We start from the raw sequence: 4224 nt of genomic DNA on the forward strand, positions 1-4224 counted from the left end.
GGCATCGAGCTCGACCACCGGCCGGTCGGCCGCCCGAACTATGGCGGCCACATCGAGCGCATGAACCGCACGCTGATGCAGCGGCTGAAGGGTCTGCCCGGCGCCACCGGCAACTCGCCGCGCGGCCGCAAGGCGCGCAAGCCCGAACAACGCGCCTGTCTGACCTTGGAGGAATTCGAGCGTTGGCTGGCCCTCGAAGTAGGCGAGCGCTACCACCACAGCGAGCATCGGGGCCTGTTCCGCTCCACCCCCTTCGCGGCATGGCAGTCACTGGTTGAACAGCGTGCCCCACGCCAACTGGCGCCTGGGCACGATGAGGCCATGAAGCTGCTGATCAACTTCATGCCGCTGGCCCACCGCTCGATCCAGGCCGATGGCCTGACCATTTTCTACATCCGCTACTGGAACCCCGTGTTCGTCGTCTGGCGCGAACAGCGGCAGAGGGTGAGGGTGCGCTACCACCCCGAGGACCTGTCGAGGATCTTCGTCAGCGCCGACGGGCGCAACTATGTGCAAGCGAACTACGCCGACCTGCGGCGCCCTCGCATCACGCTGTGGGAGCAGCGTGCCGCCGTGCGAGCCCTCAGGGCGGCGCATGTGCCCCGGGTGTCCGAAGAGCATGTCTTCCGCGCCATCGGTTCGCAACGACAGATCGTGGAGCAAGCCGAGCGATCGGCACGCCGGGCGCGCCGCAACTCGAAGGCGCCACCGGCGGCGCCTTCGACTGAACTTCAGACCCGCGACTCTGGGCAGCCGACGGAAGTGGACTACAGCAAACCGGTGACACCCTACGCCGTGGAGATCTGGAAGTGATCGTGCGCGAGCGCTCCCACCTTCATCCCGCAGCGAGGCAGATGCTCGACCTCGACGACGAGCAGCGGGTGCGGGCGTTGCGGACCGACCGCTGGATCGACTACCCACGCGCAACGCAGGCGCTGCAACGGCTGCAACGGCTCCTGGACACCCCGCAGCGAGAACGCATGCCCTGCATGCTGCTGCACGGTCCGTCCAACATCGGCAAGACGCTGATCGTGGCCAAGTTCCTTCGTGAACATCCGCCTGCCTTCGACGCTGTGCGCGGCGTCGAGCACAGACCCGTGATCAGCCTGCAGATGCCGCCGTCTCCCGATCAGCGGCGCTTCTACCGGGCGTTGCTGACGGCAGTGGGGGTACCCCAAGGCCCCAATTCGACGTTGGCGAGCCTGGAGCAAGTGGCTTGCGACATCCTGCGCCGAATAGGGCCGCGGCTGTTGATCGTCGACGAGGTGCACCACCTGCTGGCTGGCAGCGCACGGGAGCAGCGCGGCTCGCTGAACTTGCTGAAGTACCTCTCCAACGAGCTGAGGATGGCCATCGTTGCGGTCGGCACGAGCGAGGCGCCGGTGGCGTTCCAAAGCGACGCCCAGATCCACAGCCGCTTCACGCCGCTTGAGATGCCCCGCTGGAGCGAGAGCGAGGAGTTCCGCCGCCTCCTGGCTGCGTTCGAGGCGGCACTGCCGCTGAAGCGGCCATCAGAGCTGACCCAGCGCCCGCTGGTGCAGTACCTGAGTGCGGTCAGCGGTGGGCTGCTTGGCGAGGTCTCGCGGCTGCTCAACGATGCGGCCGAGGCCGCCATCCGAGACGGCAGCGAGCGCATCACCCTGGGGCATCTCGAGCATGTGGCAAATCGGCCGTCGTGATCGACCCTGGCCTGTGGCGCATCGACCGTTTGAAGGCGAGGCCTTTGGTAGCTGGTTCGGCCGCATGGCATCGCGCTATCGATTGACGGTCGACGAACTGGCGTCATCGGCGGGAGTGACGGAGATCTTCGCCGATGAGCAACTCTCGTGGCTCGAGGTGCCAGCGCCCAGGGGAGGGGACTGCGAGGTTCTGGCAAGGCTTGCGCGCGTGAGCAACGAAATCATCGCTGCGCTCGGTCCGCAGGGGCCCTGCCGAGTAGACAGGACCTCCCGTTCTGCCACTCCTGCTTGTTCCTCAATCCCTTGGATGTCACGGCGCCATGCTGGCCAGCTGGTTGGTTGCATGGGCACGAATTCGTCTGCGGCAAACATCCAAGCGAACCGAGCTGGGTGGGAAGGTCAACGGTGCGCAAGCATCGCAACATGGGGCGGCTCTTGAGCTACCTCAGCCGGCGTCGGCAAGCGATTGACAGACGTCGGTGTCCAGAGTTCAGGCTCTCTTGGCGACGCTAGCACGGTTCACGGACGCCGTTAGCAGGGTTTGCGGATCTCAACATCCTGGCGCCCATCTGCAGAGGATCCGGGTTCAACATGAAGTCGATCGCGTGCGCCTCGGCGCCCCTGGCCACGTGTCGCCTGATGTGACGCGCCAATGACCGATAGGTCGTCGTCGCATCGTCACCGGCCCAGTAGAGGCTGTGCTTACCGCGAGTCGACGCTGCGCCCTGGCGACTGTGCGTTGCTGGACGGACGGCGTTTGCGCACTCGATGGTGGACAGCCGCGCCACGCTGATGCTCACTCGCAGAGGCTGCGGGTCGCGGGTGATCGCCGAGCCAGGATTGCCGAGGTTCAACTCAGCGCACCAGGCGCCGACGGAGTCCAGAAGGATCCGGTCGTGTGCCCGCTGGGCCTGGTGATCGCCCGGCGATGGCCGAATGACACCCGCCAGCCGTTCCAGCCACGTCGCGACCACCGACATCGGCGCCGTCTCATCGTGCCGCATGGTCGGACGACGGCACGTCTGGCCGGTGAAGTACGCCATGCGGCCACACCGGCAGTAACCAGCGTTCATGTGGTGCAGGACCACCTGGTCGTCGGCGAAGAGCTCCCCGCAGTTGCAGCGGTCGTCGAGTTCGCAGCCGTGAATCGGGCAGGTCTGCAGCAGCCTCAGCGAGTACAGCGCGCTGTGGTACCCCCGAGCCATGCACGTCCTGCAAACACGAATACCCGGGGCGATGAGCGAGCGAACCGACCTCGGCAGGCGGCCCAGGTGAGCCCATGCGAACACCGCTTCCTGCTCGCCCAACGCCTGCGCCAGGGACCGCATCGACAGCGCTTCGACGCGAGCGCCGCACAGGCCGTCAACCGCTTCGTTGTAGAGCAGGTTGACGTGCCGTGGGATGCCGGCTTGGTCAGCCCCGCGGCCGCAGAACGCCAACTCCTTGGGCCGCAGCGCGTTCAGCGACATCGCTCGTTGAACCGTGTGCCAGAGCGAGGAGTAGGGCAGGACACTGCCCTGGTGCCAGGTCAGCCGCGCGGATGGGCCGGTGGTCATGCACGCGATCCGCTGCGCTTCAAGCGCGGCGACAAGGCCGTCACGATGGCCATGAGTGCCTGATGACCGCAGCCGGCGACGATGCGTCGCCACGAGTCGATGGACATCACATCCCGAGGTTCAGCGCCGCCGGCGATGCGCAGCAGGGCATGCCGGGCGGCCTGTGCCACCGTCTTCATCGGGAACTCGATGGGGCCCTCGTACTTGGCAGGCAGTTCGAGCACCATCGCCTGCATCAGCCTTCGGCATGGTGGGCCATCCTGAACCCACCGGCCCACGCTTCGGGCGCGAGGCCCGCCGTGAACGAGATTCCAGAGCGGGGTGGCCACTCGGTCCCCTCGTCGTAGCCGGACAGGACGAAGCGAAGTTCGTCGACATCCCGGATGCCGTGGAACGGCGCCGAGGCCAGCATGAAGCGGGCCGCGACGTGCGCACCGCCGGACATGGCCATGCCAACCGGTTCGTCGAACACCTGGAGCGAGGCGACCGAGAAGACGCACAAGCGGATGCGCTCCTTCTCGAGCAGGCTGTGCAGCTCGACCAGCCACAGCCACTCCCGCTGCGTCATGCCCTGCGCTTCGTCGATGACCAGGACCAGGAAGCGCCCGCCGCCCTGAGACGCCAGCTCTGCCCAGCGCTCAATGAGCATGTGCTGACGGTCGAGGGGGCTGCGTGCTGCCTTGGCCAGGGGGTGTCGGCTGGCGTGCAGCAGGTGGGCATGGAAGCGCCCGACCGAGGCCGCGCCGCCGGAGTCAGTGTGGCTCCATACGACCATGGGGACGTGGCCGCCGCAGCGTTGCGACAACAGCGACTGCAGCCAGTGAGCCTCATCCACTCGGCCAAGCTCAACAGGCTCGACCCGTACGCCTACATCCGCGACGTGCTCGAGCGGCTGCCCACGCAGCCGGCCAGCCGGATCGAAGAGCTGCTGCCGCATCGCTGGGCGCCGGCGTTGTCCTGAGCATCGCTCCGGTCGTCAAAACGGGTTG

5 protein-coding genes and 1 pseudogene are annotated in these 4224 nt (G+C 66.8%); 3 read left to right on the forward strand and 3 right to left on the reverse strand.

The features are described 5' to 3' along the window. Positions 1-813 (forward strand): Mu transposase C-terminal domain-containing protein (locus tag Y694_RS20100; RefSeq protein WP_036235829.1); only part of this gene is annotated, 813 nt, incomplete at its 5' end. A 41-nt stretch (positions 814-854) separates the two neighbouring features. After that, a complete protein-coding gene (locus tag Y694_RS20105; protein WP_051495930.1) occupies positions 855-1679 on the forward strand; it encodes a TniB family NTP-binding protein in 825 nt (274 codons plus the stop codon). Positions 1680-2188: 509 nt separating this feature from the next. On the opposite strand, the gene Y694_RS20110 is transcribed toward Y694_RS20105, so the two are convergent. Genes Y694_RS20110 through Y694_RS20120 form a run of 3 tightly spaced genes read right to left on the reverse strand, consistent with a single transcriptional unit; the run spans position 2189 to position 4040 of the window. Beyond that, on the reverse strand, positions 2189-3235 hold the full coding sequence (locus tag Y694_RS20110; RefSeq protein WP_036235835.1) for a hypothetical protein: 1047 nt from the start codon (positions 3233-3235) through the stop codon (positions 2189-2191). Further along, the gene (locus Y694_RS20115) at positions 3232-3462 is read right to left on the reverse strand and encodes a hypothetical protein (RefSeq protein ID WP_231497806.1); all 231 of its coding nucleotides are present in this window, start codon (positions 3460-3462) and stop codon (positions 3232-3234) included. Before Y694_RS20115 ends, Y694_RS20110 begins: the two co-directional genes overlap by 4 nt. Before the next feature lie 8 nt (positions 3463-3470). Beyond that, on the reverse strand, positions 3471-4040 hold the full coding sequence (locus tag Y694_RS20120; protein WP_162531428.1) for a hypothetical protein: 570 nt from the start codon (positions 4038-4040) through the stop codon (positions 3471-3473). On the opposite strand from Y694_RS20120, the pseudogene Y694_RS23790 reads away from it, so the two are divergent. Beyond that, positions 4023-4196, forward strand: a pseudogene (locus Y694_RS23790) (transposase domain-containing protein); the annotation flags it as partial. The gene Y694_RS20120 and the pseudogene Y694_RS23790 overlap by 18 nt on opposite strands. Positions 4197-4224 lie beyond the last annotated feature (28 nt).

The organism is Methylibium sp. T29-B, assembly GCF_000576225.1.
In the GTDB taxonomy this organism is placed as follows: domain Bacteria; phylum Pseudomonadota; class Gammaproteobacteria; order Burkholderiales; family Burkholderiaceae_C; genus Methylibium; species Methylibium petroleiphilum.

Bases quoted from the DNA above. Each gene is read 5' to 3' on its own strand.
- Y694_RS20105 (WP_051495930.1), top strand. From the start codon at position 855: ATGCTCGACCTCGACGACGAGCAGCGGGTGCGGGCGTTGCGGACCGAC.
- Y694_RS20110 (WP_036235835.1), bottom strand. From the start codon at position 3,235: ATGACCACCGGCCCATCCGCGCGGCTGACCTGGCACCAGGGCAGTGTC.
- Y694_RS20115 (WP_231497806.1), bottom strand. From the start codon at position 3,462: ATGGTGCTCGAACTGCCTGCCAAGTACGAGGGCCCCATCGAGTTCCCG.